This window comes from Bradyrhizobium sp. 2S1 (assembly GCF_011516625.5).
Taxonomy (GTDB): Bacteria; Pseudomonadota; Alphaproteobacteria; order Rhizobiales; family Xanthobacteraceae; genus Bradyrhizobium; species Bradyrhizobium septentrionale.
Map to the genome: position 1 here is coordinate 44,328 of NZ_CP147719.1, position 26,279 is coordinate 70,606.

The following is a 26,279-nucleotide window of genomic DNA, read 5'->3' on the forward strand; positions in this document are numbered from 1 at the left end:
GCGATGCTGGCGCGGAGAACACTCGGGCTCTTGTGAGCACCATCGAAGCCGCTCTTGTGCGTAAGATTCACGTTGACCAAACCTTACCGGAAGGCTCATGGGGTCGGCAACGCAACCGCGAGCTTTCTCTCCTGATGGCGCGCTTTGATCTTAATAACCTGGGCAGTCCGAGAGTATTCGTTGTCAGTGTTGATACGAACCGCGATTCCGAAGCCCGCGACACCGATGCTTGCTACCAAAGCGGCGGCCACGATTTTCATGTGGGTCGCGCGATCGGTGCTGTAGATCGAGTGGTTCATCGCGAGCCTCCAACGGTTTGCGTCCTGGAAGTCGAGTAATATTTCCTTGCGTTACGCGTCTGGGATCGGAGAAGGCGAGCCTTCAGGCGTCCAAATTCCGCAGGCGCTGTCGGTTGCGGAGCACGATTTGACGGGCGCCGGAAAAGCCAAGTACGCCGTCTGCGTGGAGTTGAGAAAGGGCTCGCGAGACTGTTTCGAGCGTGAGGCCCAGGTAGTCTCCGATGTCCCTGCGGCACATCGGCAGCGCGACCATGTCGGTAGTGGCGAGCCGCCGGTCCATCTCAAGCAGGAAGCTTGCTACACGCGCTCCATCGCACTCTTCCGACCAAGAAGCAGCATATGATCTTCGGCATGTCGGAGCTCGCCGGCGGTCATGGTCCAGAGACTCCGGGCAACCTGAACCGTGATGCGGGCGGCCTGTTCGAGGTTGCGACGCTTGACTAGACGAACTGTGGTATCGACGACCGCTTCGGCGGTCAGCCGATGCACCGGCCCGGACTCCAACCCGAAGACATCGCCGGGAAGGTAGAACGCCCCTATCTGACGCCGTCCGTCCGATAGCAACTTGTAACTCCGCACCGAGCCGGAAATTGTCATTCGGCCTGCAATATTGACCCCCGCATTGCCTCATCGAAAATGTTACCGAACAATTCCGCTGATGACTGGGGCGGCGTTACCGAATCAGGTCGGTGGCGCCAATGGCGAGCGGGATCAGCATGGGCGCAAGGCGCGAGGTGTTGGCCGTGGTGGCGAGGCGCTACCGTGCGGCTGGACGAGTTGAGAAGGGACGGATCCTTGACGAGTTGACAGCGACGACGGGTTGGCACCGCAAGCACGCGGTGCGAGCACTGTCGGTTGCCGGAAGGGACAGGCCCAGGCCACCACTGGACGAAGGGGCAACGAGCCCAACCGAACCAGCGACAAGTCGGCGACGCAAATACGCCAGCGTGCGCGACGCGCTGATCGCGCTGTGGGAAGCCTCCGATCGCGTCTGCGGTAAGCGCCTCGTATCGATGATCCCAGTGCTGTTGCCCGCACTCGAGCGGCATGGCCGGCTGAAGCCAACGAGCGCAGAGCGTGCGCTGCTGACAACTCTGAGCGCGGCGACGATCGATCGGATGTTGATCGACGTTAAAATTGCGGCTGCTGGGGGGCGCCGGCGGCGAGTCGGATTCTACTCGGCGATTCGACGCGAGGTGCCGATCCGCACTTTCAATGACTGGGCAAACCCGCCGCCAGGCTTTTGCGAGATCGACATGGTCGCGCACGGTGGGACCAGCGTCGCCGGCTCGTTTATCCAGACTTTGACCATGGTGGACATCGCAACAGGATGGACGGAATGCCTGCCCCTGGTGACACGCGATGGCAGCCTCGTCGTGGAAGCGATGAAGCGAGCGCAGGGCCTGTTCCCGTGGGTGATCTGTGGCGCCGACTTCGATAACGACAGCGCGTTCATGAACGACGTCGTCGTTCCATGGTGCCGAGCACAGAAGATCGAGGTAACGCGGTCACGTGCCTACAAAAAGAACGATCAGGCTTTCGTGGAGCAGAAGAACGGTGCGGTGGTCCGGCGGCTCGTCGGATACGGGCGCTTCGACGGGGTCGAGACGGCCCGCGTGATGGCACGTCTCTACGCGGCGGCGCGCCTGCTGGTGAACTTCTTCCAGCCGTCATTCAAGCTCAAAGAGAAGCGCCGCGAGGGTGCCAAGATCATCAAACGCTATCATCCGCCTGCCACACCATACGAACGTGCACTGGGGCACCCGAAACTCCCATCAGCGGTCAAGCGCCGTCTGCGCCACACGTATCGGACTCTCGATCCCATACAATTGCTTGCCACGATCCGCACGGCGCAGGAAGAGCTCGGCGAACGGATCGGCAAGCGCGGTCTTGCGAAGGTTCCCACCGTATCGCCGGCTGATCCGCTCTCGTTTGCCCGATCGCTCGGCACGGCGGCAAAAACCGCCGAAGTGCGGGCCACGCACCGCCGGCCGAAACAGCGATACAAAAAGCGTATTCGCATGCCCTCGAAGCTCGATCCCCATCTCGCGATCATCGAGAACTGGCTCGCCGTCGAGCCACAGCTCACTGCACTGGCCATCGTGGGCAGGCTCGCCACGATCGATCCCTCGATGTTCAGCGACAAGCAGCATTCGATCGTTCAGCGCCTGCTTCGGTCCCTCCGGCGGAAGGTGGCGGAGACAGCCATCGTATCCATGCCCGTGGATGAAATACGGCCCGAGGCTGTGGACGGCGCTGCGTGTGATGAGCACTCCGCCCCGCCCACAGCCTCTCCACCGAGCTGGCCGCGGCTCGAGACCGGTCTGGGGCAGTTCGTAGACCTTCATCCCGGGTAACATTACTTCCTGAGGCAATACGGGGGGTCAATATTGCAGGCCGAATGACAGCGTACTTGCCGCAACTATCGCAGGGACGAATGTCGGGCCGATCGAATCCTCTTCGGCCGGATCATGACAGGTCCAAGCCTTGCGCCAGCTCAGCAGAAGCTGACGTGATATCCCATACCGGCGAGCCGTCGCCGACACCAGTCGTGGCCCCGAGAAGCTCTCCTCTACGATTCTGAGCTTCTCCGCACGCGTCCAGCGTCGCCGCCGACCGGTCTCCACCAAATCCATGCGGCTCAGCACCGCACTGTCCTTATGTCCGTCCATAAGGACAGTCAGCTACAGATCGGAAAAACTCGCAAGACGGCCGCCCTCGGACGGATACGATCAGCGAGGGTACCCTGCGCAACTGGCGTTCGATGAGAGTTGGACCTTCGTTGCTAAAAATCGGCAAGGCCGTTCTCTACCGCTTCAGGAGCTCGATCGGTGGGACCGCCGAACCCTCATCGTCTGCCTTTTGGGCGCGACGCTTCTGGTCGGCCCGGCTCTCGCCGAGAACCCGGCCATGGCCGTGCAGGACTACATGGAGTTCGCTCCCTATGAGGCTGGCATTATTGTGCCGCAACAGCTCTCGAAAGAAATCGTCGATATCGTCGTGTTCATCGACACCCGTGATGCGGCGCAATTCGCCGCAGGTTAGATCCCTGGCGAGCGCAACATCGAATGGCGCGAGGTACTCAGCCGCATCGATGAAAATCCCAAGACAAGAAGGTCATCCTATTCTGCAACACCGGCAGCCTTTCGGCCCAGGCAGCATTCGCACTGCGGGTCGCAGGACGCGAAAATGCCCTCGTGCTGCAAACCGGACTCGACGGATCGGAAAAATGGCGCGGCCGATTAGCCTTCAGAGCGGACGCAGCAGCCTAAACAAAAGCGCATCCTTCGACAATGCGGCTATGCGATCCGGGTGCCTTACACCGCCGACGTCATGCACGCGGCCAGGGCAACGCGGGCCGATGCGATGCCGAGAAATGAACGCATCTTTTCGACAAGAGCTGATCAAACCGGTTCGACTGATATGTGAGTGAAGATGGAACGGCTACCGCTGGGTAGACAACTCTGATGTTTTGGCGAATGATAGCTTTGCGCGGTCATTCGAAAGCCGTCTATTGTGAGCCTTCAGAAAGTTCGGCAATTCCCTGCCCAACGAGCGAGATCGGACGCCGCGCCGTTTTTGCGCCAAAACCTACCGTTTGTTCATGCATGGTCTCGCGCTCCATAGGCGCGGCTGACTAAGACAATTTCCCATCACCCAGAGCTCTCAGAGCGTTCAGGATAACGGCGACGTCGATTGCTTCCTGAATCAGCGCCCCCTCCACCGGCGTCAAATAGCCCAACGCGGCGGCCACCATTCCGATCAGCGAGAGCCCCATCCCGGCAAATACACCTTCTAGCGCGATGAAGCGGGAACGTCGGGCAATCTCCATGGCGGGCACGATGCGATCGAGATGATCGACCAGAATGACAACGTCGGCGGCTTCGGCGGATGCAGCCGTGCCTCTCGCGCCCATTGCCACGCCGACATCGGCCGCGGCCAGCGCCGGCGCATCGTTGACGCCGTCGCCGACCATCATGACGGGACCGTTTTTCCGCTCGGACAGCACAACCAGGACTTTTTGATCCGGCGTCAGCCCCGAACGCACCGCGTCGATTCCCAAGCCTGCAGTAATGGCGTCCGCAACCTCGCTCCGGTCTCCCGTTGCGAGAACAATCCGTTGCACGCCCAGCATTCTCAGCCGCTGCAGGAGAGATTGTGTGCCCGACCGCAGTTCATCAGCCAGCCTTATCTCGCCCGCCAGACGGCCATTGATAGCAACGGCGACAATGACTGCGCCGGCAACCCTAGCCGGCTGGTAGGGGTTTTCCGTCCCCTGCGGCAATTTGGACATCACGAACTGGATCCCGCCGATTGCGACGGGTCGCCCTTCAACGAAGCCCTGGACTCCTTCGCCCGGTGTTTCGACAACGTCGGACGGTATCGCCAATTTGAGCCGGCGGTTCTGCGCTTCGGCAACGATGGTCTGGGCGATGATATGCTTGGACGCCTGATCAAGCGAGGCTGCGAGGCGCAAGACTTCGGCAGGATCGGCATCGGCCGGTACGTTGACGGCCACGACCTTCGCCCTACCGTCGGTGAGCGTGCCGGTCTTGTCAAGGACCAGCGAATTGACGCGCGCGAGCGCCTCGATCGCCTTGCCTCCCTTGATCAGAATGCCATGTCGCGCCGCCCGGGAAAGGCCGGACACGATGGCAACCGGCACCGCGAGAATAAGCGGGCACGGCGTAGCAATAACGAGAACGGCGACCGCGCGGACCGGATCGCCAGTGAAGAACCACGCGACGGCGGAGATCAGCACGGTGATAGCGAGAAAGACTATCGCGAAGCGATCGGCGAGTCGCGACATTGGCGCCTTGGAGCGCTGCGCCCCGTCGACCAGGCGCACGATGCCGGCATAAGTGCTTTCGGCGGCGCGGTGCGATACGGTGAGGTCGAATGCCTCGCCGGCGTTGGTGGAGCCGCTCATTACGTCATCGCCAGCGTGCTGTTGGACCGGGATCGGCTCACCTGTGAGCGCGGATTGATCGAGGACCGCAAGCCCGCTCGCCACCGCCCCGTCGGCCGGGATCACATCGCCCTGCCGGATCAGCAGACGGTCGCCGGGCATGATCAGGTCCAGCGCGACTTCTTCCAGCCCGCCCGCGCGATGTCGAACGGCGGTTCGAGGTACCCGCGCCAGCAGCGCCGTCATCTCGCGGCGCGCGTGGCGTTCAGCAAACGCTTCGAGGAATTGCCCGCCGGCATACATCAGCGCGACGACGACTGCGGCCAGCTCCTCCCCGACGACGAGCGCTGCCGCCATCGACAGGACCGCAACGATATCGAGGCCAATTTCACCGCGTCGCAGGCTTGCAACAATGTCGTAAACAAGGACGATCAGAACCGGAATGGTGAACGCCGCCCAGACACGATCCTGCCACGCCGCCTGTCCGAGCTGCGGCATGGCAAAGCCGAGGGCAAGACCGAAAGCCGGCAGCAACACCAGCAAAGTCCGCACAACGAAGCCGGCAAGCATCTCAAACGACCTCACAGAAACGGGCGACCGCCCGACCGCAGCCATACCAAGTTGCACACGCGAAACCGCGCCTAACCCGAGTTTCAGACCACTGTCCCGAACAGCTTTCCAATACCGGCGGTGAGCGCAAGGGCAAACGCGCCCCAAAAAGTCACACGGATGGTGGCTCTCAGAATGTTCGCGCCGCCCGCCTTTGCCCCGATCGCTCCCAGAATGGCGAGAAAGGCCAGTGACGCCGCGGACACAATCGGCACCAGGGCGTTGCTAGGCGATACGATAACCATCAGCAACGGCATGGCGGCGCCCAGCGAAAACATTGCGGCCGAGGCAACCGCAGCCTGGACGGGACGCGCTGTGGTGATTTCCGAGATTCCGAGTTCGTCGCGCGCGTGAGCCGTCAACGCGTCCTTCGCCATCAACTGCTCGGCCACCTGCCGCGCCAGGGGTTTGGCGACACCTCGCTTGACATAGATTTCGGCAAGTTCGTCGAGTTCATACGCGGGGTTTTCGTTCAACTCCTTGCGCTCCCGTGCAAGATCAGCCTGCTCGGTATCCGACTGCGAACTGACGGAAACATATTCGCCAGCCGCCATCGACATCGCTCCGGCCACCAATCCCGCAATACCTGCAATCAGCACATCGTTTCGCGTCGTAGCCGCGGCCGCAACGCCGACGATCAAGCTCGCGGTCGAGATGATACCATCATTTGCTCCCAGCACGGCGGCCCTGAGCCATCCGATCCGATCAACGAGATGGTTCTCGGGGTGCACGTGAAGGCGACTCATAACTTTCTCCTGATAACGCCTGAAGCCGCGTTGCGGTCGCCACCGTATTGGAAATTGTATTTCCGGACATTCTGATGCAGCAGATCGAGACGGTGCTGTATCTTTTCCGGGTAAGCCTCGATCGTCTCGTTAGCGCCACATGGCCAATCTCGGCCCGTCTCCGGCGTCGACGTCACGCGTGCCATGCGTCGACGCCACGCTAGATAGGTCAATGTGAAAACAAAATCGGCACCGGGGGCTTCGACAACATGCTCTGGGTCGCTCCCCCGAGGATGAATTCCCGCAATCGAGAGTGTCCATATGCACCCATCACAAGCAGGTCTGCGCTGCAGGAAGCTGCGTGCGTTTCAAGGACTTCCCCAATTGACCGCCCTGTCGCGTCTACATTTTCAAGAATCACGTCGATGCCGTGTCGCGACAGGTTCTTGGCGAGTTCTTCGCCCGAGTGTTTGGTATCGAGAACCGTCTCATTCGCGACCGTTACGATCCGAACTTCCTTAGCTATTTCCAGCACCGGAATCGCGTCCGCAATCGCGCGCGCCGCTGCGCGGCTGAAATCCCATGCAACCACCGTGGTATTGAGTTTGAACGGTTTCGCCCGCGGTCCTTCCGGCAGGACCAAGGTTGGTTTCCCTGTTCCGAATATAACAGCCTCCGCATACCATTGGTCATAGGCTTCCGGGACTGGCACGATCATCAGGTCGCGAAGCCGCCCATATTCCACAAACATGTCCGGTACTTCGTGCGTCAAACATTTTTCCAGTATTCTCTCGTGCGATAAGCTAGCCCTATCCGCAATCGAATCAAATGCAGCCAGCAGGGCCTCTGCTCCTTTCCGGCTTTTGTTTGCCTCACTGGCAGCCAAGCCCGCGACATTCACGAGCGAACTTGAGAGAAAGCTTCCGGGGACCTGGACGTGGACCTCGCACGCGAGGGCCGCGATGTGACAACCCAACGATGACGCAAACGACACGGCGTTCTCTACGACCGAGACTGGTGTCGGCTCAGGGTAGCTGGTCAACCCAAGAAGTACGTCTCTAAAAGCCATCGACCTCTCCCTGCTCAGACTCTCAATCAGATTGGTTCTCAGGTCTCTGCCGAATTGAGTTTGCGCAGAAACGTCCGTATCGCTCCGCGCCCGGCGCCATCAGCTACAGGTAACCCTGATCGCCCTGGTGCGCTGTTGATCTAACTCAATGAGCCATCGGCGAACTTCGTACAAAGGAGTGTCATGCCGGTTGGACCGCCGATGTCGATCAAGATCGGCCCGTCACCCGAGGTGGCCAGATCGACGATTCGGTCAATCGGCCCAGCGCGGGCGCGGTAACTTGCGGATTTCTATTCGGACTATCTTTAGAGCCTGAAATCGGCCCCCGCAGGAAGGAGCTTCAGAATGAGCTACTATTTCAGCAAAACCTTGCTCGTTGGGTTTGACGAAGCCTTACAGCGCACCATCGATGCCCTAAAACAGGGGGGCTTTGGGATCATTACGGAAGTCGATGTACAGCGGACCTTCCAGGAAAAGCTTGGGATCGATTTCCGCAAATATCGTATCCTTGGGGCATGCATATAGGAGCTACACTCGCTCACCTAGCCGTCAAGCCGCACGAAGTCGCAGTGTAAGTTGTTCTCTCGGCAGCAGGTCCCTAGAGCCAAATCAGATCGACAAACGAAGCCAAGTATCAAACGCGATTGTTGGAATGCCGTCCGCGCTATTTGTTGGAGTGAGGCAGCATTCGAACGAGCGTGCGATCTCGAAATACCCAATGATGGATAAGCGCGGCGGCAGCGTGGAAAGCCGCGAGAATCACCAACGCATGTGCGAGAAATTCATGAACCTCTTTCACATTTTGGGCGAAGGCACGGTCCTTGAGCCATGGCGATGGAATCTCGGCCAAACCAAATAGCGGCAGGGCATCCCCGCGCGCAAACTGAAGCACAACGCCGACAACAGGAACCGCTATCAACAACACATAAAGGCTGTAGTGCGCGATCCGAGCGGCAGGATCCAGCCACTGTCCCATCCAGCTACCAAATTCGGTCGCTTCCGGCGGCGGAGCCGGATCGACCAACCGCCAGGTTATGCGCGCTACGAGAAGGAAGAGGATCGCTATCCCTGCGCAAATGTGAACAAACAGACCGGAATCACGCGGACCACCTTTGGGCAGCACATCGTCGAAAGTCCCAAGCGCCCAAGCGAGAGCGACGAGGAAGACCGTCAGCCAATGCAACGCCTGCGGAACAGCGCCGTAGTCCTTGGTTGAATTAAATAGCTGCATGCCGGAACCCTCTTTGAAAATATATTCCTGACGCGGCCGAGGTTCGTTGATATGGATCAAGTTCGTCGCCAACAATTGTTCGAGTGGCACGAAGGCGCTCAGGCCTGCCCTTTCTCGATGGGTTCCGGACTGCCATATGTTTTCAACTCGACCGTTGCGATTGAAAGGCGATGGTACAAGTCACGCTTCCGAGCCAGCGGCAGCCAATCATACAAGAATATTTCAAGAGGCCGCCAATTCGCGACCCAACCTAGAATGAGAAAGCTCTCCTCAGCCAGACGCCTGAACGGTATATCAATCAGATAACTGCCCGCGAGATGTGCCGACACGAGGCATATGATCAGAATAGTAATTCCGATCCCGAGCGACCTCCGACCTACCCGAAAAAGCTCCTTGATCTCTCGCTCAATGGTGCCAGCGCGTTCGGAAAAATAGCGATGAAATGCCTCGCTCAACTCCTGAGCCGCATTCGTCTGAGCCTCGGACTCAGGATAGTGGATCACGATCCTTATCGCCCGATCGGCGGACAATTCGCGGGCCCAGCCGACGATGAACTCTTCCGCTTCCTTGTCGAGATCGCGCTCCCGGAACGGAAATGGGTCCAACGTATGAAATAGTTGCGCGACGTTATTGACGCGCAATTCGATCAAATGGTGGGAGGCCGCTTCTGTCATGATCGACCTAACTTGGGACGGTTTCGACCTCACTCAACCAGGAAATATAAAATATAGCCGTCTCTTGGCGACTGGGATTCGTTGCGCTGACTCAACATATGACCGTGAATGCGGGTTAAAATGGTGAGTATTTTCTACCTCAATACCACGCACGATGGATGGTCGCGAGAATGAAACGCGTTCGGCTCATTGCTCCGCACGGCCGGGGCGTAACCGAGGTACTCGCTGCATTAGACGTGTCTCTCGCCTCCGGCTTATTCGACCAAGAGGCCGAGCAGCGGTTGACTGTCTACGGTGCAAACGCGATTGGCTCACGGCAAAAAGCCGGGCTTCTCTCCGTCCTTTTTCACCAGTTTCGGAGCCTTGTGGTCGGCCTGCTCGCAGTTGCCGCGGCCGTCGCATTCTACTTTCGCGAATGGGAGGAAGGCGGCGCCATTGTTGGCGTCCTGATCCTCAATACCGCGATCGGATTCGTTACTGAAATCAAGGCGGTTCGATCGATCGAGGCCATACGAGCGCTCGGAAGCCGGTCGGCCAGGGTGCTCCGTGGGGGCAAGGCGCGCCTGGTTCCGGCGGAGCGGCTGGTTCCGGGTGACATCGTCCTGCTCGATGCTGGGGATGTCATCTCGGCGGACCTTCGGGTCGTTGAAGCCGCCGACCTCGACGCGGATGAATCGACGCTGACCGGCGAGTCGATGCGGGTCGGCAAATCGACCACTCCGGTCGATACCGCGGCGCGCGTTGCCGACCGCACATCCATGCTCTTCAAGGGGACCAGCGTCACGAGCGGCACCGGTGCCGGCGTTGTCGTTGCGACCGGTATGGATACCGAATTGGGCCAAATCTCCAGGCTGGTCGCAGAAGCCGAGACGGAAGCCTCCCCGCTTGAGAAGAAACTTGCATTGCTGTCCGGGCAGCTTGTCTGGCTTACACTCGCTCTGACAGGGCTGATTGCTGGAATCGGCCTGCTGCAGGGCAAGGACGCCTTCCTGATGGTCGAAGCCGCTATCGCGCTCGCCGTCGCCGCTATTCCGGAAGGTTTGCCGATCGTTGCGACGCTCGCCCTGGCCCGTGGCATGTGGCGAATGGCGCACAAGAAAGCTCTGGTCGAGCGTCTGTCAGCAGTCGAGACGCTTGGCGCAACGACAGTCATCCTCACCGACAAGACCGGAACACTCACAGAAAACCGCATGACGGTAAGAAGGATCTGGCTTCCATCGGGCGAACTGAGCGTCGAGGACGGCAGCTTTACGCCCGCTGATCCGAGCGCCGCCGTTCAGCCGGACACCACCGCCGAACTCGAAAGCCTGCTCAGGATCGCGGTGCTCTGCAACAATTCGACATTGGCGCACGTTTCTGCCGATGACAGCGGCGACCCAATGGAACTTGCCCTGTTGCGCGCGGGTCGGCTTGCCGGCCTGGATCGTCGTAAGTTGTTGAGCGAGACAGAAGAAGTCCGAGAGTACGCCTTTGATACTGTCAGGAAGATGATGGCAACGGTGCATCGCCGTGACGACGGCTATCTCGTCGCCGTAAAAGGAGCGCCGGAAGCGGTGCTCACTCGCGCCACCCTCGATGATAACACCCGCAATGCGTGGCTCGCGCGTGTGACTGATCTCGGTGCCAACGGCCTCCGCGTGCTTGCCTTTGCCAGGCAAACCCGGTCACGCTCTGACGGTTCGGCCTTTGAGGCTTTGACCTTTCTTGGCCTCGTTGGGCTTGAGGATCCGCCAAGAACCGACGTGCCGCCTGCGATAAGCGCATGCCACGCGGCCGGCATCAGGGTGGTCATGATCACCGGCGACCATGCGGTCACCGCGCGCAGCATTGCGAGACTTGTAGGACTGGGTGGCGACGCGCCGCGCGTTATAGAAGGCCATGAACTAACCAGTCACGACGGCAAAGTCAGCGAGGAGTTCTTGCAAGCCGATATATTCGCTCGCGTGAGCCCAACAGAGAAGCTGGATCTTGTGCGTACTTACCAAGCTTCTGGCGAGATTGTTGCGGTGACGGGCGACGGGGTAAATGACGCACCGGCGCTGCGTCAAGCGGACATCGGTGTGGCCATGGGGCTACGGGGCACCGACGTAGCGCGCGAAGCGGCTGCGATGATCTTGTTGGACGACGCCTTCCCGACGATCGTTGAGGCGATCCGGAACGGGCGGATCATTTTTGGCAATATCCGCCGATTCGCGACTTACCTTCTATCCTGCAATCTCGCCGAGGTTCTGATCGTCGGCATTGCGATGATCTCCGGGCTGCCATTGCCGCTTCTTCCCCTGCAGATACTGTTTCTGAACCTCGTAACGGACGTCTTTCCGGCTTTTGCCCTCGCTATGGGCGAGGGCGACAAGGACATACTGAAGCGGCCACCGCGCCGTCCGACGGAGCCGATTCTCGGCCGGAGCCAATGGCTCGCGATTGCCCTGTACGGTATCACACTGACCATCGCGACATTTGGAGCCCTTGCCCTTGCGCGCTTCGGACTCAAGCTGGAGGAGCAAGCGACGGTGACGGTGACGTTCCTGACATTGGCGTTTAGCCAGCTCTGGCACGTCTTCAATATGCGCCACCAACGGTCAGCGCTTATCAACAATGAAGTCAGCCGAAATCGCTGGATGTGGGCGGCGCTGGCGCTTTGCGCCGGCATCCTGCTGACTGCGGCGTATGTCCCGAGCTTGGCATACATGCTCCACATGGTCGCGCCGGAGCTCAAAATGTGGGGAATTATTTTCTCGATGAGTACGCTCCCATTGTTCTTTGGGCCGCTCATCAGGCGCGTTGTTCGCAGGTATGAACCAGATAGTGATCGGACGTCAGCAAAGACTTAACTCCACTTTTTCTAGCGCAGGATGCCGAAAAACCTCAAGCAATTAAGTCGTCATTCCTTTGTCTCGACGTCAAGAATATATCCCACACAGCGATAAACATGGCCGCGATTGCGGGACCGATGACAAAGCCGTTGAGACCGAAGGCGTCGATCCCGCCAAGCGTCGAGAAGAACACCACGTAGTCGGGCATCTTGGTGTCCTTACCTACGAGCATCGGTTGTAAATAAGCATCCAACATTGACCCCTCCATCGCTTGGTAGATCAATAGCTTGGCTCGCCGATCGGCGTCGGGACCCCACGCCGATCAACATTTTTGTAGGCACGTGACCGCGTTACCTCGATCTTCTGTGCTCGGCACCATGGAACGACGACGTCGTTCATGAACGCGCTGTCGTTATCGAAGTCGGCGCCACAGATCACCCACGGGAACAGGCCCTGTGCTCGCGTCATCGCTTCCACGACGAGGCTGCCATCGCGTGTCACCAGGGGCAGGCATTCCGTCCATCCTGTTGCGATGTCCACCATGGTCAAAGTCTGGATAAACGAGCCGGCGACGCTGGTCCCACCGTGCGCGACCATGTCGATCTCGCAAAAGCCTGGCGGCGGGTTTGCCCAGTCATTGAAAGTGCGGATCGGCACCTCGCGTCGAATCGCCGAGTAGAATCCGACTCGCCGCCGGCGCCCCCCAGCAGCCGCAATTTTAACGTCGATCAACATCCGATCGATCGTCGCCGCGCTCAGAGTTGTCAGCAGCGCACGCTCTGCGCTCGTTGGCTTCAGCCGGCCATGCCGTGCGAGTGCGGGCAACAGCACTGGGATCATCGATACGAGGCGCTTACCGCAGACGCGATCGGAGGCTTCCCACAGCGCGATCAGCGCGTCGCGCACGCTGGCGTATTTGCGTCGCCGACTTGTCGCTGGTTCGGTTGGGCTCGTTGCCCCTTCGTCCAGTGGTGGTCTGGGCCTGTCCCTTCCGGCAACCGACAGTGCTCGCACCGCGTGCTTGCGGTGCCAACCCGTCGTTGCTGTCAACTCGTCAAGGATCCGTCCCTTCTCAACTCGTCCAGCCGCACGGTAGCGCCTCGCCACCGCGGCCAACACCTCGCGCCTTGCGCCCATGCTGATCCCGCTCGCCATTGGCGCCACCGACCTGATTCGGTAACGCCGCCCCAGTCATCAGCGGAATTGTTCGGTAACATTTTCGATGAGGCAATGCGCCCTTTGATCGGCTGTGCTCTGCTGGTAGCGCTCGGGTCGTCGGAGCTGGTCGGGGTTGGTGCGCCACGACGGCGCGAAGAAGGAGGTAGATCAATTGACCTAAAGCCTTCAAGCAGCCTTGCTGTGCAAGAGATGAGGGTAGGCCCCTCGGGCTCGGATTGCAGGATCAGAGTCCAAACCACCACAAGCTGCTTCGACACAACGGTCGAGGTGGTGAGCGTTGTTGGAAAAGGCGGGCGCAAGCCCGTCAGGTAAGCCTCAGGAAGGCGAGCGGAAGCGAACCGCCGATGAAGCATCGAAAACCAGTACAGACGTTGTCGAAACCAAGGGTTCAACCCTTCCTTGGGAGCAAGCCTATCGGGAGCCTGGTTACTGGATGGGTGACGACCGGTGTAGAGGCGGCGCGATCCTGATGGCAGGCTCTTACACGGAACGTGGGAACCTGTGTCGTGATGCCAAGGGAGAACCTGAAAGCGGCAGCACCGCTGAGGGGAGAGTACCGATGCACGGCGCAGGGGCGGACGGGTTCGCAGTAGTGATGAAGCCTGGTAATGCAGGTGGAGCGAAGGGACCCGATCATCTGGCCAACGACAACAGCCAACCCGCAATGGGGATGAACTGATGTCCGAGGCAAAGCCGTATGATATCTCCAAGCACCTTGTTTGGCAGGCTTGGAAACAGGTCAAAGCAAACCAAGGGGCCGCGGGCGTGGATGGCGTCTCCGTCGCGGCGTTCGAAAAGGACCTGAAGAGGAATCTCTACAAGGTCTGGAATCGCATGTCGTCGGGGACGTATTTTCCACCGCCTGTTCGTCTCGTGGAAATCCCCAAATCCGATGGCAAGAGTGTCAGGAAACTCGGCATTCCCGCCGTCGGAGACCGAGTGGCCCAGACGGTCGCAAAGATGGTCATAGAAAAGGAAGTGGAGCCAGTCTTCCACCCCGACTCTTACGGCTATCGGCCCGGACGCTCTGCGCTCGATGCGGTGGGGAAGGCGCGCGAGCGCTGCTGGAAATTCGATTGGGTCATAGACTTGGACATCAAGTCGTTCTTCGATACGATTCCATGGGACCTGATGGAAAAAGCTGTAGCCCACCATGTGGAATTGGGCTGGGTTCGTCTCTACGTCAGACGGTGGCTGCAAGCCACCGTGGAGCGGAAAGACGGGACCCGCGACGAGCGAACACGAGGAACCCCTCAGGGTTCTGTCGTCTCGCCCGTACTCTCCAATCTCTTCATGCATTATTGTTTCGATGCATGGATGCAACGGACCTTCTCACACCTGCGCTTCGAAAGATTCGCTGATGATGCGATCGTCCATTGCTGGAGTGAGGAGGAGGCCAAAGCCGTACTGGGAGCGATCCGTAATCGCCTTGCCGAGTGCGGTCTGGAACTCCACCCGGAGAAAACCCGGATCGTCTACTGCAAGGACAACAATCGGAGCGGAGGGTACGAGCAAATCACGTTCGACTTCCTCGGCTACACGTTCCGGCCGCGCAAAGCTCGGGACAGCAAGGGTGAGAAGTTTGTCAGCTTCGCACCGGCCATCAGCCGCAAGGCAGCCAAGGGAATCCGGCAGGCTATCCGCGAATGGCGGGTGACAAGCAGGAGCAACCAAACGCTGGAAGACCTAGCCAAACTGATCGACCCTGTCGCGAGAGGATGGCTGAACTACTACGGGCGGTTTTACCGCTCGGAGTGCGTCAACGTCCTTCGTCACGTCAACATGGTGCTCACCCGGTGGGTGATGGGGAAATATAAAAGGTTCAAGCGCCGGAAAACTGCGGCCATATCCTGGCTAGGACGTCTCGCAAAACGAGCGCCAAGCCTGCTGTATCTGTGGAAAGTCGGCATCAGACCAACGGCTGGATGATAGAAGCCGGATGAAGCGCGAGCTTCACGTCCGGATTCGTGAGCGCCTGGGGGTGAAATTCCCCCGGGCGACTCGACCGGAGACGGCGCGAGCGCGGGTTGTTTGAACATCGTCGCGGCTTTTGAATCGCCAGCTGTCGTTGCCGGTCTCGACGATGTCGCAGTGATGGGTCAATCGGTCGAGTAGCGCGGTGGTCATTTTGGCATCGCCGAACACGCTCGGCCATTCGCCGAACGCAAGATTTGTGGTGACAATGACGGAGGTACGCTCGTAGAGCCGACTGATGAGATGGAACAGGAGCTGACCGCCGGATTGCGCGAACGGCAGATAGCCCAGCTCGTCGAGAACGATGAAGTCCATCCGGGTCAGATGCTCGGCGAGCCGTCCCTGCCGACCGTTGCGGGTTTCGGTCTCGAGCCGGTTGACGAGGTCGACGACGTTGTAGAAGCGTCCTCTAGCGCCATCGCGGATGCAACTTCTGGCGATGGCAATGGCCAGGTGTGTTTTGCCTGTACCGGTGCCGCCAACCAGCACGACGTTGCGTTGTTGGGCGATGAAGCCGCCGTCAGCGAGATCATTGACGAGAGTCTGATTGATCGGCGTGCCGTCGAACTGGAAGTCGGCGATGTCCTTGGCGAGCGGCAGCTTGGCAATGGTGAGCTGGTATTTGATCGACCTGGCTTGCTTCTCGTTGATCTCGGCGTTGAGCAGGTCGCCGACAATGCGCTGAGGTTCGTGCTGGCGCTTAACGGCAGTTGCCATGATCTCGTCGAAGGCAGCCTTCATGCCGTAGAGCTTGAGTTCGCCCATGAGGTCGAAGATTTGGGTTCGTTCCATCAGATGGTCCTCCGGAGGTTGTCGTAGCGGGCACAATCGGCGATCGGTGCATGACGGAGCGTCAGTGCGGCCGGCGTCATGATGTTGGCCGGTGGGGCGGGTTCACGTTGACGGGCCAGGATATTGAGAACGACATCGGCGGAATGGACGCTGTGACTGAGCGCTTCGGCACAGGCCGCTTCCACCGCGGACAGACCGTCAGTCAGCACCGCGTTGAGGATGTCGACCATCTGCCGATTGCCATCGTCGGTGCTGGCCAGCTTGCGCCGGATCCGCTCGATCGCGGCCGGCAGCACCCAGTCTTTGAAGGGAGCACCGTTGCGCAAGGCGCCGGGTTTGCGGGCGAGCACCGGCACATAATGCCAGGGGTCGTAGACGGTATCGCCGCGGCCAAAGGATCGCGGGTGCTCGGCAACGATACGTCCATCCTGACGGATCACGATGCGATCGGCATAGGCTTGAACCTCGACCGGTCGTCCGACTGCGCTGGCTGCGACCGAGTACTTGTTGTTGTCGAAGCGCACCAGGCAGGTCTTCGAGACCGATGCCGTCACCGCATGGAAGCCGTCGAAGCGGCCGGCATAGGGAACGAGTTTGGGGCGTTCGGCTTCGAGCACGTCCCAGATCGTCTGATCGGTCAGCTCCGGATGGCGATGAGCCTTCGCGTAGGCGATGCATTTGTCGAGCAGCCAGGCGTTTAACTCGTCGAGGTTTTTGAACCGCAGCCGCGGCGTGAAGAAGCGTTCCCGGACCAGCCCGACCTGGTTCTCGACTTGCCCCTTCTCCCAGCCCGACGCTGGCGTACAGGCGACCGGATCGACCAGATAGTGGCTGCACATCTGCAGGAAGCGGCGATTGTAGAGACGGCCTTTACCGACAAAGATCGCCTCCACCGCGGTCTTCATGTTGTCGTAGATGCCGCGGGTGCAGGTGCCTTTGAACAGGGCGAACGCCCGGTCGTGGGCGTCGAACACCATCTCCTGCGTCTCCCGCGGATAGGCCCGCACGAACAGCATGCGGCTGTGACAGAGCCGGACATGGGCAGCCTTCACCATCACCGTGGTGCCGCTCAGCAGGACGACCTCGTGGCTCCAGTCGAACTGGTAGGCTTCGCCTGGTGCAAAGCTCAGCGGCACATAAGCCGACGCTGTCGAGGGGCCGCGTTCCTTGCTCCACCGTCGTGCGTATCGACGAACCGCATCATAGCCGCCGGCATAACCCAGGCCGCGAAGCTCCTCGAATAGCCGGATCAGCGTCAGCCGTTCCCGCGCCGCCTTGCTCTCATTCCCTGCCAGCAACCGATCAAGCTCGGCACTCCAGGCACCCATCTTCGGGAGCGGCTGCGTCTCGCGCTCGTACCGGAACTCCGTCGCTTGAGAACGAATGACCTTGCGAACCACCTTCCGCGATACGCCAAGTTCTCGGCAGATCGCCTTGATCGGACGACCATCAACAAAGTAGGCGCGACGGATCTTACCAATCGTCTCCACCACCAGCATCCCAACCTCGGCTTCCATGACTCGATGGAAGCCACTGTGGACCCTTATCCCGGGGTCCCGATTGGATGCCGATCACCCCGAAAACGGGGGCCTTATTCCATGCCGAAACACAGAGTGAAGACAATCAACAAATTCGTCGCAAGCTCTTTTGACATTCTTCATTGCACCTCTTTCAGACCTTTTCTTGTTCTTAAACGCGACTACCCCGCATGATTCGCCATGTGCGTGTATTGCGACGTTGCGGCAGCTTTGCGGCAAGAACAATTCCAAAACGGCCTGTCAGAACTGACAGCGCAACGCAGTGACTGCGCCTGCTTTCTTGATCTCGAAGCTGTGATTCGTAAGCCGGAGGTCGAGAATGAAAGTCATTGTGCGCACGCGTACAGCGCTACTGCACGACTCAGAACTGACAATGGGAATGCACCGTCTGCGGGGGCGGGTGTTCAAGGAGCGGCTCGACTGGGACGTCTCCGTCAAAGGCGGATTAGAGATCGATCAGTACGACGCGCTGAAACCCACTTATCTTCTCGTGGTCGAGCGGCGCGAGGTTGTCGGTTGTGTTCGCCTGCTGCCTACCATTGGACGCAACATGCTGGCGGATACGTTCCCGGTGTTGCTGGATGGTCACGCGGCACCGAAAGCAGCCAGGATCTGGGAGAGCTCGCGCTTTTGCGTTGATACCAAAACCGTCGCGGCGACAGCAGAGAACGGCTTGCGGGAAGCAACATACCTGCTGTTTGCGGCAATGATCGAATGGGGCCAGGAGCGCGACCTTCAGGCCATCGCGACGGTCACTGATCTGCGCATGGAGCGCATCCTGCGTAGGGCCGGATGGCACCTCGATCGCCTGGGCGCACCTCGTCAGATCGGGGCGACCAAAGCCGTCGCAGGACTGCTGCCGGTTACCGAAGAGGCTCTTGGGGCAATCCGAGCGGCCGGGAAGATTTCGGGGCGGGCAATTGAAGCACAGTCAAGCCTTTCGCTCGCGGCGTAGCGTCCGCGTCTTCAACTCCCGAGGCAAAGTCATCAACAATGGATCCTGCTGCTTTCTCGGCTCTGGTCGAACAGTGCGCGCCGACGCCGGACTTCGTGCGACCGCTGACGGCGATTGTGCGGCAAGCGAGCTCGTTCGAGCCGCTGCTCATCACAATTCAGGGGCGGAGACCGATTCCGATTCAAGCAAATGACCGTGACGAAGCCATCCAGCTCGCGACCGAGGCCATTACCGCCGGCCAGTCGGTCCGGACCGGTCTCGCGCAACTTGATGCCGAGGAGAACAAGCAGGCCGGGTTGACGGCTACCACGACCTTCGACACCTGCAAGCATATTGCGGGTCTTGGCAGATTGTTCGAGGTCCGCTTGCAAGCAGCAAACGTGAACGCCTCGGGCCGCGATCAGGCTATTGCCAGGGTGGTCGCGAGCTTCGCAGCCAAAGCTCCCCGAACAACGCCCGAGCCCCGTACCTTGCCGGCCGATGCTGCCGACATTTCCAACACGGACATGCCGACAAGCGTCACGCCAGCTCCCTCCGTCAGGGAGCGCCCGAACTGGGACGTCTATCGCTCAGGTCTTGGCACATCAGCCTTCGTCTATCAACGATAAGGGATTCTTCTGTTTTGCGTTCACTCAACACCGCGGTCCGGGCTGGTCCGGCTGCACTGCCAATCGGAGCCGTGTCATGACTTCTCCTCTTAAACACTCCGCTGCCCTGCTTTGCATGGGGGCCGTCCTCAGCATCGCGTTGGTTGAGCCGGCGCTGGCGCAGACCGCAAACATCGAAGGCGTGTTGCAGAACATCGTGAACATGCTGACCGGCAACGTCGCGCGCCTGCTGGCGACGCTTGCCGTCATCATCGTCGGCATCGCCTGGATGTTCGGGTATCTCGATCTGCGCAAGGCCGCCTATGTCGTGCTCGGTGTCGCCATCACGTTCGGCGCCTCCGAGGTGGTCTCGACCTTGACCGGAGGCCGTTGATGATCGAGCCCGCGCGTCTCACGGAGGACACCCTATTCCTCGCCTGCACGCGACCGGCCATGATTGCCGGCGTCACCATGGAAGCCATGGCGCTCAACGTGATGTTGTCCTGCATCCTGTTCCTGGTGGCCGGAAGCATCATCTACGGCCTGGTCGCGATTCCGATCCATGGGCTTTGCCGCATGATCTGCCGGCACGACCCCAACATGTTCCGGATTCTGCTCGCCTGGATCGAAACCCGCGGGCGCACGCGCAACGCGTCCTTCTGGGGCGGATCATCCTGCACACCGCTCAAGCTCGTCCGGCGATATCAGGCACGAGACCTTGGCTATGCGTAGCGCAGCGCTCAAAACCCGGGAGATCGGGCCCGAAGTCTACCTCCCGTTCGGCCGGCATGTCACCGATTCCGTGATCAGTCTCACGACCCGGGCCCTGCTCACGGTGATCCGGCTCGACGGCACCTCGTTCGAGACCGCCGAGACGGCGGATCTGAACGATCTTCACGCCAAGCTGAACCTCACTTTGCGCAATGTTGCCGATCCGCGGCTGGCGCTCTGGACTCATCTGGTGCGGCGTCGGACGTCAGACTCTCCGGCCGGGGCATTCCGCTCGCCATTTGCAGCCTCGCTTGACGCCCAGTATCGCGACCGGATTCGCAAGGCAGCTCTATTTCGTAATGATCTCTATCTGACGCTGGTTTGGCATCCTGGTCGCGCCCCCGCCGATGCCGCAGCTGCGTTCTTCAGGCGGCTTGGCCGGAGCGCTGCGGCTCGCGTCGAGGTCGACAGCGACGCCTTGAAGCGGCTCAACGATGCCACGCGGGATATGGTCGCGGCATTGGAGCGCTACGGCGCTCATGCTCTCGGATTGGCCGAGCGCGACGGCATCACCTTCTCAGAGCCAATGGAGCTACTCCACGCCGTGGCCTCCGGCGAGTGGATGCCAATGCCGTTGGCGCAAGGGCCGATCGGCCCCGCACTCTACTCAAACCGTGTCATCTTCGGCCGTGAAGCCATCGAAATCCGCAGCGCGGGTGGATCGCGCTTCGCCGGCATGTTCGGACTCAAGGAATATCCTGCGTCCACCAGACCGGGCCTGTTGAACGCGCTGCTTTCCGCACCTTTCGAGATTATCCTCACGCAATCCTTCGCGTTTTTGTCGAAAGCCGACGCCAAGACGGTCCTGACGCGTAAGCAGAACCAACTGGTCTCGGCTCAGGATCCGGCGGCCTCGCAGATCGACGAACTCGCTGACGCGCTCGACGATCTCGAATCCAACAGGTTCGCGCTTGGAGATCATCACCTGTCGCTCCTGGTCTACGCCGAGAGGCCTACGCAGCTGCAGGACCACATGAGCGTGGCGCGACGCGTCCTGGCGGATGCGGGTGCAGTCGTCGCGCGCGAGGATCTCGGACTTGAAGCGGCTTATTGGGCGCAACTCCCCGGGCTGTTCAAGTATCGGGCAAGAACTGGGGCGATCAGCTCGCGCAATTTCGCGGCATTCTCCCCATTCCACACCTATCCCACAGGACAGCCTGCCGGCAACCACTGGGGGCCAGCGGTTGCGATGCTCAAAACCGCATCCGGCTCGCCGTTTTATTTCTCGTTCCATCACGGCGACCTCGGCAATACCTTCATCTGTGGCCCCTCGGGGTCCGGCAAAACCGTCGTGCAGAACTTCCTGCTGTCGCAGGCCGAGCGGCTCGGCGCCACTTACGTCTTCTTCGACAAGGACCGCGGTGCGGAGATATTCGTTCGCGCCGCCGGCGGCACTTATCTGACACTCCGCAACGGCGTTGGGACCGGCTGCGCGCCGCTCAAGGCGCTGGAGCTGACGCCAGCCAATCTTTCGTTCCTGGGCGAGCTTGTCCGGAAGCTCGTAACGCCAGACAACCGTCCGCTGACCGTGATCGAGGAGGAGCGGATCGATTCCGGATTGCTAGCCCTTGCTCAATTGCGGCAGGCGGAGCGCTCGTTCGGAGCGCTGCGGGCTTTTCTGGGCCAACAGGATCGCGAAGGAATCGGCGCTCGCTTGGAGCGATGGTGCCGAGGCGCTCCTTTCGGCTGGGTGCTGGATGGCGAGCAGGATGCAATCGGGCTAGACGCCCGGTTCATCGGTTTCGACATGACCGATCTGCTGGATCATCCGACCGTTCGCACGCCGCTCATGATGTATCTGTTCCATCGGGTCGAGCGCCTGATCGACGGCCGGCGCATGATCATCGACATCGACGAGTTCTGGAAGGCGCTTGGCGACGAGGCATTTCGTGATCTCGCCAACAACAAGCTCAAAACCATCCGCAAGCAGAACGGAGTCATGGTGTTCGGCACGCAGTCGCCGCGCGACGCGCTGGCCTCTCCGATCGCACACACCATTGTCGAGCAATGCCCGACGCACATCTTCCTGCCAAACGCGCGGGGAACGCGCTCGGACTATGTCGACGGCTTCCATCTGACCGACACTGAATTCCGCCTGATCAAGGAGGAGCTCGCGCCCGAAAGCCGGCGGTTCCTGGTCAAGCAAGGCCACAACTCGGTCGTGGCGGAGCTCGACCTCAGCGGTTTTGACGATGCACTCGCCGTGTTGTCTGGACGGACTGAAACGGTCGAACTGCTCGACCGCATTCGGGCAGAGGTCGGCGACGATCCGGGGCAATGGTTGCCGGTATTTCAAGCGGAGCGGCGGGACGTCCGATGATGGTTCAGCGTATGCCGGCAATCTTCACCTGCGTGTCGATCGTGGCCCTCCTGACGGCATCTCCCGCAGCAGCGGAGATTGTGTTCGATCCGAGCGTCTATGCGCGGCAATTCGAGCAACTGACGGAACTGAAGAAGCAGGTCGATACCCTGACGTCGCAGCTGAAGGTGGCGCAGGATCAACTGAACCAGGCCAAGCAGCTGTATGACAGTTTCAACAAGCGGACCAACGCCAACGACATCGGCGCGCTGCTCAACACGCCGCAGTTCCGGAAAGTCCTGCCCCAACAGTTCTCTGACATCGAACGTCTCGTGGCGGGGCAGGGCGGCGGTAACTTCGCCGACGCGATGAACCAATACCTTTCGCAGAACCGCGCCTATGCCGGCAACAGCGGCAATTCATATTACCAGAGCGAGCTCGACCGGATAGCGCGACAGACTGGCGCCAAGCACTCCATGGGCCAGGCGGTCTACGACACTGCCTCGCAGCGTATCGATGCGCTTGAAGAATTGAGAACGCGCATCAGCTCGGCGACCGACGTCAAAGAGACTCTTGATCTGTCGGCACGGCTGCAGGCCGAGCAGGCGCTGCTGCAGAACGATGTGCTCCGGATGCAAGGGCTAGCGATGATCCAGCAGGCCCGCACGGACATGGACGGACAACGGGAGCGCGAGAAGCAACGCCAACTGGTCGATGAAATGAAGGCGGCCCTACAATGACGATGAAGGCATCTGTTCTGGCGAACGCTGTTGCGGCTACTCTTATCGGTTGCAACGATTCCGACAGCGGTCAGCAGAGGAAGACCGTCAGCTGGTTCATTAATCATCGGGATGAACTTCAGGCAACGCTCAAGGCGTGCCGCGATAACCCAGGCGAGCGCGGGAAGACGGCCGACTGCATCAACGCCAACGAAGCTCGCAAGAAGATCACCGTCCAAGAGATGAAAGACGCGCTGAAGTAAGGATCGCGGCGATGGCCATAAACGTCTTTGACAGCTTCTTGAAGGAGTTCGAACAGCCGATCACGACATTCGTGTCGACCTCGGTGTCGAATCTTGCCTCCTACATTGATGGTCCGCTCCGCACGGCCGTGATGCTCTATGTCATTCTCTACGGTTTTGCGGTGATGCGGGGCGCAATTTCCGAGCCTATTATGGAGTTTGCCTGGCGGGCGATGCGGATCGTGGTCGTGGTTCTACTCGCGACCAATTCAAGCGCGTTCCAGCAATACGTCACGGGCCTGTTCTTTGATTCCTTGCCGAGGGAGATCGGCAATGCGTTAGCGGGCTCGGGATTGAACACGAATTCAGGAGCTCCTTTCGATCAGCTTCTGTCCAAAGGAATCGACGTCGCCAATAAGATCTACGACCAAGCGGGAATAACCGACGTGGCTCCAGCACTGATTGCCGCCATTCTCCTGATCTTTGTGGCGATCGGCTCCTTCTTGCAGTTTGCCATCCTGCTCTATGCCAAAGTTGGCCTTGGCGTCGTGATCGCGCTTGGGCCGCTCTTCATTGCACTTGGACTATTTGAGGCTACGCGCCCGTTTACAGAGGCCTGGCTTCGGCAGGTCGCGAATTTCGTGATCCTGCTGGTGCTGGTGGTCGCTCTGGTCGGGCTGATGTTAACGACCGTCAGCGGCTTCATTGACAGGTTCGCCGCAAACGCCGGCACGGCCGGCGAGATGGTGGTGGCCGCAGTCGCCATCAGCGCGGTGCTCGGTCTGTCCGGATACATCGCGCTTCAACTGCCGATCATCGCAGGCGGTCTCGCCGGGGGGGGCGCTTCGCTCGCCAGCCGGCTGGTCACTAGCCCAATGATTGCCAATGCCACGGCGGCAGCCAGCGGCGCTTACGCCGGCGCGCGCTGGTCAGCCAGCCGTGGTCTCGCGGCCGTAAGAGCCAGCCGTCAGGGCGGCAGCATGCGGCGTACCCGATCGCCGGGGACTACGGCGGCTTAAGCAATTGATCGCCGGCAACAGGCGACTGAGAAACACAGGGGCATCAGAACGATGTGGCGTCGACTATTCATCATCTGCGTCATCGCATGGCAGCTTGGCGGCTGCGCGAACTGGTCAAAGGGGCCGCCGTCATGTGATGGCCAGGCTCGCCGGCCGCTCAATCGTTCGCTGTGGGATTGGGAGACCGGTACGCCATTCGCGACACCGGAGCCACCACCTCCGCCATCCGCGCCAGCACCGGTCGTCCGCAAAGGCGAGACCAGCCCGGCAGCGCCATCCACGCAACTGTTTGCATCAGGCCACCAGGCCGCCATTGCAGCTTCTTACCGCGCTTGCGGCAAGGAGGCGTGAGATGGTCGGGCATAATGAGTTGAACGCCTATTTCGACAACGCGCGTCGATGGGAACAGGATTTGTTGCTGTCGGCCCATCGCTCGCGGCGAACGGCATGGGTAATTGCCGGGGGCGCCTGTGCATTGGCAGTCGCCTCGCTCAGCGCGGTCGCAGCGCTTGCGCCGCTGAAGACGGTCGAGCCGTTCGTGATCCGCGTCGATAATGCCACCGGCATTGTGGACACCGTCTCCGCCCTCAATTCGACGCCGGCGCGCTATGACGAAGCCGTCACCAAGTATTTCCTCGGGCGTTATGTTCGGGCGCGAGAGGGCTATAGCTACCCAGAAGCCGAAACGAACTTCCGCACCATTTCGCTACTCTCGGGGCAGGGCGAACAGGCCCGTTTCGCGGCATGGTACCGCGGCTCCAATCCGGAAAGTCCGCAAGTCGTTCAGGGCCGTTTCGGGGTCTCCACCGTGCGGATCAAGGCGATCTCGCTCCTGGCCGATAATGTCGCCTCGGTGCGTTTCATGAAAGAGAGCCGCAAGGGCGAGGAAACCCGCGTGACCCACTGGGTCTCCACCCTGACGTTTTCCTATGCCAACGCGCCAATGTCCTCCGCCGACCGTCTCATCAATCCGCTCGGCTTTCTCGTCTCGGAATATCGCGCCGATCCGGAGGTCGTGCCATGAAATCCTTCGCTCTCTTGATGATTTTCGCCCTGGGATTCGCGGGGCCGGCAATGGCCTTGCAACAGCCGTCACCGGGTCAGCATGATGCCCGCGTGCGAACCGTGACCTACGATCCGGCCAACGTCGTCAAGGTCAACGGCGTGATTCGGGCGTCAACCCAGGTGTTGTTTGCCGACGATGAGGAGGTCGCGCATGTCGCAATCGGCGACGCGATCGCATGGGAGGTCGCACCGGCGGGCTCAATCCTGTTCCTTAAACCCCGGGAGAAACATCCGCCAACCAATCTGCAGGTCGTCACCACGCGCCCTGATGGCCGCAAGCGGTCTTATCAATTCGAATTATCGATCGCCGAGACGACACTGGCGGACAGTTACTTCGTCGTCCGCTTCGCCTATCCCGGCGACGAGATGGAGCGCCGACGCACTGAGGCGGCTGCCCGCGGCGCCGAGCGGGAAGGCGCGCTGATCGAGCGGACCTTCGATCTGCATCATGCCTATGGTGCGCGCAACTGGCGCTTTTCAGCGCAGGGATCGATCGACCTCGAACCGGAAGCTGTTTTCGACGACGGCAAGGAGACCACGTTCCGCTTTGCGGGCAACCGTGAAATCCCCGCGATCTACCTGATCAACTCCGATGGTTCGGAAAGCCTGGTGCCCAAGGACGTCCGCGGCGAGCTCGTGGTCGTTCACGCCACGGCCCGGGAGTTTCGGCTGCGCAAAGGCGACACCGTGCTCTGCATTTTTAACGAAGCATTCGACGCGGTGGGAATTAATCCGGGCACCAACACCACAAGCCCGTCTATTGAGCGGCGGGCGAAGAAATCAGCACCAACTCCAAGGCCACGATAGGCG

The 26,279-nt window shown here is 60.3% G+C and carries 25 protein-coding genes and 3 pseudogenes; 16 read left to right on the forward strand and 12 right to left on the reverse strand.

The genetic code is table 11. The features are described 5' to 3' along the window. Positions 1-95: 95 nt before the first annotated feature. Both HAP54_RS51355 and HAP54_RS51360 read right to left on the reverse strand, forming a co-directional pair. Positions 96-299 (reverse strand): hypothetical protein, encoded by a 204-nt coding sequence (locus tag HAP54_RS51355; RefSeq protein ID WP_166308916.1) that lies wholly within the window; start codon positions 297-299, stop codon positions 96-98. Positions 300-381: 82 nt separating this feature from the next. Beyond that, positions 382-890: pseudogene (locus HAP54_RS51360) on the reverse strand (helix-turn-helix domain-containing protein); the annotation flags it as partial. 356 nt (positions 891-1,246) lie between these two features. Here HAP54_RS51360 and HAP54_RS51365 point away from each other — a divergent pair. Then, positions 1,247-2,656, forward strand: coding sequence for an integrase catalytic domain-containing protein (locus HAP54_RS51365; RefSeq protein WP_166308919.1), 1,410 nt, complete (start codon positions 1,247-1,249; stop codon positions 2,654-2,656). Between the two features lie 27 nt (positions 2,657-2,683). On the opposite strand, the gene HAP54_RS51370 is transcribed toward HAP54_RS51365, so the two are convergent. Then, on the reverse strand, positions 2,684-2,971 hold the full coding sequence (locus tag HAP54_RS51370; RefSeq protein WP_166308922.1) for a transposase: 288 nt from the start codon (positions 2,969-2,971) through the stop codon (positions 2,684-2,686). 190 nt (positions 2,972-3,161) lie between these two features. Between HAP54_RS51370 and HAP54_RS51380 the strand changes: the two genes are divergently transcribed. After that, positions 3,162-3,344 carry a hypothetical protein gene (locus HAP54_RS51380; RefSeq protein WP_166308629.1) on the forward strand — a complete coding sequence of 61 codons (183 nt, stop codon included), beginning with the start codon at positions 3,162-3,164 and terminating at the stop codon, positions 3,342-3,344. Between the two features lie 74 nt (positions 3,345-3,418). Continuing rightward, a complete protein-coding gene (locus tag HAP54_RS52750; RefSeq protein WP_414646244.1) occupies positions 3,419-3,571 on the forward strand; it encodes a hypothetical protein in 153 nt (50 codons plus the stop codon). 365 nt (positions 3,572-3,936) lie between these two features. Here the strand turns inward: HAP54_RS52750 and HAP54_RS51385 are convergent, their stop codons facing one another. The 3 genes from HAP54_RS51385 to HAP54_RS51395 form a co-directional block, all read right to left on the reverse strand. Further along, positions 3,937-5,778, reverse strand: a complete 1,842-nt coding sequence (locus HAP54_RS51385) for a heavy metal translocating P-type ATPase (protein WP_166308925.1) — start codon at positions 5,776-5,778, stop codon at positions 3,937-3,939. 83 nt (positions 5,779-5,861) lie between these two features. Beyond that, positions 5,862-6,563 (reverse strand): VIT1/CCC1 transporter family protein, encoded by a 702-nt coding sequence (locus HAP54_RS51390; RefSeq protein ID WP_166308928.1) that lies wholly within the window; start codon positions 6,561-6,563, stop codon positions 5,862-5,864. A 208-nt stretch (positions 6,564-6,771) separates the two neighbouring features. Beyond that, positions 6,772-7,443: a universal stress protein gene (locus HAP54_RS51395; RefSeq protein ID WP_312022726.1), complete on the reverse strand. Its 672-nt coding sequence runs from the start codon at positions 7,441-7,443 to the stop codon at positions 6,772-6,774. A 513-nt stretch (positions 7,444-7,956) separates the two neighbouring features. Here HAP54_RS51395 and HAP54_RS51400 point away from each other — a divergent pair. Beyond that, entirely contained in the window at positions 7,957-8,136 is a 180-nt protein-coding gene (locus HAP54_RS51400; protein WP_166308934.1) for a DUF302 domain-containing protein, read from the forward strand. 139 nt (positions 8,137-8,275) lie between these two features. Here HAP54_RS51400 and HAP54_RS51405 read toward each other — a convergent pair whose 3' ends face one another. Together HAP54_RS51405 and HAP54_RS51410 are read right to left on the reverse strand one after the other, a co-directional pair. Then, positions 8,276-8,842 carry a cytochrome b gene (locus tag HAP54_RS51405; RefSeq protein WP_166309012.1) on the reverse strand — a complete coding sequence of 189 codons (567 nt, stop codon included), beginning with the start codon at positions 8,840-8,842 and terminating at the stop codon, positions 8,276-8,278. A 98-nt stretch (positions 8,843-8,940) separates the two neighbouring features. Beyond that, complete coding sequence (locus HAP54_RS51410; protein ID WP_166308937.1) at positions 8,941-9,516, reverse strand: hypothetical protein; 576 nt, start codon at positions 9,514-9,516, stop codon at positions 8,941-8,943. A 170-nt stretch (positions 9,517-9,686) separates the two neighbouring features. Here HAP54_RS51410 and HAP54_RS51415 point away from each other — a divergent pair, with 170 nt between their 5' ends. Then, on the forward strand, positions 9,687-12,347 hold the full coding sequence (locus HAP54_RS51415; protein ID WP_175619894.1) for a cation-translocating P-type ATPase: 2,661 nt from the start codon (positions 9,687-9,689) through the stop codon (positions 12,345-12,347). Positions 12,348-12,381: 34 nt separating this feature from the next. Here the strand turns inward: HAP54_RS51415 and HAP54_RS51420 are convergent. Together HAP54_RS51420 and HAP54_RS51425 are read right to left on the reverse strand one after the other, a co-directional pair. Further along, a pseudogene (locus HAP54_RS51420) lies at positions 12,382-12,573 on the reverse strand (AI-2E family transporter); the annotation flags it as partial. A 35-nt stretch (positions 12,574-12,608) separates the two neighbouring features. Next, entirely contained in the window at positions 12,609-13,235 is a 627-nt protein-coding gene (locus HAP54_RS51425) for an integrase catalytic domain-containing protein (protein ID WP_166308943.1), read from the reverse strand. Between the two features lie 951 nt (positions 13,236-14,186). Here HAP54_RS51425 and ltrA point away from each other — a divergent pair. Next, positions 14,187-15,437, forward strand: coding sequence for a group II intron reverse transcriptase/maturase (gene ltrA / locus HAP54_RS51430; RefSeq protein WP_166208664.1), 1,251 nt, complete (start codon positions 14,187-14,189; stop codon positions 15,435-15,437). A 24-nt stretch (positions 15,438-15,461) separates the two neighbouring features. Here ltrA and istB read toward each other — a convergent pair whose 3' ends face one another. Together istB and istA are read right to left on the reverse strand one after the other, a co-directional pair. Beyond that, positions 15,462-16,274, reverse strand: a complete 813-nt coding sequence (gene istB, locus HAP54_RS51435) for an IS21-like element helper ATPase IstB (protein ID WP_166217968.1) — start codon at positions 16,272-16,274, stop codon at positions 15,462-15,464. Further along, positions 16,183-17,773, reverse strand: a pseudogene (gene istA / locus HAP54_RS51440) (IS21 family transposase). The gene istB and the pseudogene istA overlap by 92 nt, the downstream one beginning before the upstream one ends. Positions 17,774-18,131: 358 nt before the next feature. Between istA and HAP54_RS51445 the strand changes: the two are divergent. The 10 genes from HAP54_RS51445 to virB9 all read left to right on the forward strand — a co-directional run bounded on the left by HAP54_RS51445 (position 18,132) and on the right by virB9 (position 26,276). Then, the gene (locus HAP54_RS51445) at positions 18,132-18,767 is read left to right on the forward strand and encodes an acyl-homoserine-lactone synthase (protein WP_166308946.1); all 636 of its coding nucleotides are present in this window, start codon (positions 18,132-18,134) and stop codon (positions 18,765-18,767) included. A gap of 38 nt (positions 18,768-18,805) precedes the next feature. Further along, complete coding sequence (locus HAP54_RS51450) at positions 18,806-19,375, forward strand: lytic transglycosylase domain-containing protein (RefSeq protein ID WP_166217155.1); 570 nt, start codon at positions 18,806-18,808, stop codon at positions 19,373-19,375. 76 nt (positions 19,376-19,451) lie between these two features. Further along, a complete protein-coding gene (locus tag HAP54_RS51455; RefSeq protein ID WP_025038371.1) occupies positions 19,452-19,748 on the forward strand; it encodes a TrbC/VirB2 family protein in 297 nt (98 codons plus the stop codon). Next, positions 19,748-20,086, forward strand: coding sequence for a type IV secretion system protein VirB3 (locus HAP54_RS51460; protein ID WP_166217157.1), 339 nt, complete (start codon positions 19,748-19,750; stop codon positions 20,084-20,086). Before HAP54_RS51455 ends, HAP54_RS51460 begins: the two co-directional genes overlap by 1 nt. Then, complete coding sequence (locus tag HAP54_RS51465) at positions 20,079-22,445, forward strand: VirB4 family type IV secretion/conjugal transfer ATPase (RefSeq protein ID WP_166308949.1); 2,367 nt, start codon at positions 20,079-20,081, stop codon at positions 22,443-22,445. Before HAP54_RS51460 ends, HAP54_RS51465 begins: the two co-directional genes overlap by 8 nt. After that, positions 22,403-23,164, forward strand: a complete 762-nt coding sequence (gene virB5, locus HAP54_RS51470; RefSeq protein WP_224497207.1) for a P-type DNA transfer protein VirB5 — start codon at positions 22,403-22,405, stop codon at positions 23,162-23,164. Before HAP54_RS51465 ends, virB5 begins: the two co-directional genes overlap by 43 nt. Continuing rightward, positions 23,161-23,406, forward strand: a complete 246-nt coding sequence (locus HAP54_RS51475) for an EexN family lipoprotein (protein ID WP_166217161.1) — start codon at positions 23,161-23,163, stop codon at positions 23,404-23,406. Before virB5 ends, HAP54_RS51475 begins: the two co-directional genes overlap by 4 nt. Before the next feature lie 11 nt (positions 23,407-23,417). Then, a complete protein-coding gene (locus tag HAP54_RS51480; protein WP_166217163.1) occupies positions 23,418-24,404 on the forward strand; it encodes a type IV secretion system protein in 987 nt (328 codons plus the stop codon). A 352-nt stretch (positions 24,405-24,756) separates the two neighbouring features. Beyond that, entirely contained in the window at positions 24,757-25,428 is a 672-nt protein-coding gene (locus tag HAP54_RS51485) for a virB8 family protein (RefSeq protein ID WP_166217165.1), read from the forward strand. After that, complete coding sequence (gene virB9 / locus HAP54_RS51490; protein WP_166308952.1) at positions 25,425-26,276, forward strand: P-type conjugative transfer protein VirB9; 852 nt, start codon at positions 25,425-25,427, stop codon at positions 26,274-26,276. Before HAP54_RS51485 ends, virB9 begins: the two co-directional genes overlap by 4 nt. Positions 26,277-26,279: the final 3 nt, after the last annotated feature.

Coding starts and splice junctions, on each gene's coding strand:
- HAP54_RS51355 (WP_166308916.1), bottom strand. CDS start 299: ATGAACCACTCGATCTACAGCACCGATCGCGCGACCCACATGAAAATC.
- HAP54_RS51370 (WP_166308922.1), bottom strand. CDS start 2,971: ATGGACGGACATAAGGACAGTGCGGTGCTGAGCCGCATGGATTTGGTG.
- HAP54_RS51385 (WP_166308925.1), bottom strand. CDS start 5,778: ATGCTTGCCGGCTTCGTTGTGCGGACTTTGCTGGTGTTGCTGCCGGCT.
- HAP54_RS51390 (WP_166308928.1), bottom strand. CDS start 6,563: ATGAGTCGCCTTCACGTGCACCCCGAGAACCATCTCGTTGATCGGATC.
- HAP54_RS51400 (WP_166308934.1), top strand. CDS start 7,957: ATGAGCTACTATTTCAGCAAAACCTTGCTCGTTGGGTTTGACGAAGCC.
- HAP54_RS51405 (WP_166309012.1), bottom strand. CDS start 8,842: ATGCAGCTATTTAATTCAACCAAGGACTACGGCGCTGTTCCGCAGGCG.
- HAP54_RS51410 (WP_166308937.1), bottom strand. CDS start 9,516: ATGACAGAAGCGGCCTCCCACCATTTGATCGAATTGCGCGTCAATAAC.
- HAP54_RS51415 (WP_175619894.1), top strand. CDS start 9,687: ATGAAACGCGTTCGGCTCATTGCTCCGCACGGCCGGGGCGTAACCGAG.
- ltrA (WP_166208664.1), top strand. CDS start 14,187: ATGTCCGAGGCAAAGCCGTATGATATCTCCAAGCACCTTGTTTGGCAG.
- istB (WP_166217968.1), bottom strand. CDS start 16,274: ATGGAACGAACCCAAATCTTCGACCTCATGGGCGAACTCAAGCTCTAC.
- HAP54_RS51445 (WP_166308946.1), top strand. CDS start 18,132: ATGAAAGTCATTGTGCGCACGCGTACAGCGCTACTGCACGACTCAGAA.
- HAP54_RS51450 (WP_166217155.1), top strand. CDS start 18,806: ATGGATCCTGCTGCTTTCTCGGCTCTGGTCGAACAGTGCGCGCCGACG.
- HAP54_RS51455 (WP_025038371.1), top strand. CDS start 19,452: ATGACTTCTCCTCTTAAACACTCCGCTGCCCTGCTTTGCATGGGGGCC.
- HAP54_RS51460 (WP_166217157.1), top strand. CDS start 19,748: ATGATCGAGCCCGCGCGTCTCACGGAGGACACCCTATTCCTCGCCTGC.
- HAP54_RS51465 (WP_166308949.1), top strand. CDS start 20,079: ATGCGTAGCGCAGCGCTCAAAACCCGGGAGATCGGGCCCGAAGTCTAC.
- virB5 (WP_224497207.1), top strand. CDS start 22,403: ATGGTTGCCGGTATTTCAAGCGGAGCGGCGGGACGTCCGATGATGGTT.
- HAP54_RS51475 (WP_166217161.1), top strand. CDS start 23,161: ATGACGATGAAGGCATCTGTTCTGGCGAACGCTGTTGCGGCTACTCTT.
- HAP54_RS51480 (WP_166217163.1), top strand. CDS start 23,418: ATGGCCATAAACGTCTTTGACAGCTTCTTGAAGGAGTTCGAACAGCCG.
- HAP54_RS51485 (WP_166217165.1), top strand. CDS start 24,757: ATGGTCGGGCATAATGAGTTGAACGCCTATTTCGACAACGCGCGTCGA.
- virB9 (WP_166308952.1), top strand. CDS start 25,425: ATGAAATCCTTCGCTCTCTTGATGATTTTCGCCCTGGGATTCGCGGGG.